Genomic DNA, 1,266 nt, shown 5'->3' with positions numbered 1-1,266 from the left:
TGGAGGCTCCGGACTGTCCCAAGTTGGGTGGAGTCGAGTTGCTTGGTTTCAGGCTACTGGTGGGGTGCGGAGTTCGTACTCCACCGGACTGAGCATGCCCAGCGCGGAGTGCCTGCGCTGTCGGTTATGGAAGATTTCCAGGTACTCAAAGAGTGCGGTGGACAGCTCCAGCCGGGTCCGCCACCGTCTGCGGTTGAGCAGTTCGACCTGGACCCGGGCCCAGAAGGATTCCATCATCGCGTTGTCCACGCAGTCCCCGATGGAGCCCATCGAGGGCAGCAGGCCGGAGGCCCTCGCGCGCTGGGTGAATGCCCAGGACCCGAACTGCACTCCGTGGTCTGAGTGGATGATGGTGCCGCCGGGCTGCGGGTTGCGGTTGCCGATGGCCATGGCGAGGGCGTTGGTGGTCAGTGCCGCGGTGGGTGAGGCGTCGATCGACCAACCCACCACGCGTCGTGAGAACGTGTCCAGAACGACCGCGCAGTACACCTTGCCCTCAAAGGTGGGGTGCTCGGTGATGTCGGTGACCCATAACTGGTCCCGGGCGTGCCGGGTGAAGTTGCGCTCCACCAGGTCGGAGACGGACGGGGTCACGTGCTTGGTGCGGGGGCGCCGGTTGCCGGGCAGGCCATGCAGGCCAGCGCGCTGCATCAGCAGCTCCACGGTGCCGTGGCTGACATGGATGTTCAGGCCCAGACCGAGCTCCGCGTGGACCCGGCGGGAGCCGTAGGTGCCGCGGGAGGCGGTGTGGATGCCCACGATGGCCTCGGTCAGCCAGGCGTGCTTGACCAGGCGGTTCGACGGCGGCCGGTCACGCCAGGCGTAGTATCCGGACTCTGCGACATGCAGCACCCGGCAGGCCAGCTGCACCGGCAGTTGCTCACGGGCCATCACGCGGATGGCTTCGAACCGCCTTTTGGGGACGTCACCTCGCCCAACAGTTCGGCAGCCCGCCGGTGGATGGCCAACTCAGCCTCCAGCTCGGCGATACGCTTGCGGGCCGCAGCGAGCTCGGACTGGTCGCTGCTGGTCGTACCGGGCAACTGCCCCGTATCGATGAGGTGCTGGCGACGCCAGACATAGATCGTCTGGTCACTGATGCCGAGAAGTCGGGCGACCTCGGCTACCTTCCTGCCGGATGCGACAAGATCGAGAACCTTGCGGCGGAATTCGGGCGGATAGCTGCGGGGCATCACGGCCTCCGAAGGCTGCTGGATCGTCAATTGTCCAGCAACCCGACTCCATTAGAACCGGGGCATACCACTC

The 1,266-nt window shown here is 66.0% G+C and carries 1 pseudogene; it reads right to left on the bottom strand.

What is annotated here, in order from left to right:
• Positions 1-48 precede the first annotated feature (48 nt).
• Positions 49-1,193: pseudogene (locus ACFRAC_RS36785) on the bottom strand (IS3 family transposase).
• Positions 1,194-1,266 lie beyond the last annotated feature (73 nt).

It is taken from the genome of Streptomyces sp. NPDC056628 (assembly GCF_042792555.1).
Lineage (GTDB): Bacteria > Actinomycetota > Actinomycetes > Streptomycetales > Streptomycetaceae > Streptomyces.
This window is presented reverse-complemented; position numbering and strand designations above follow the sequence as displayed.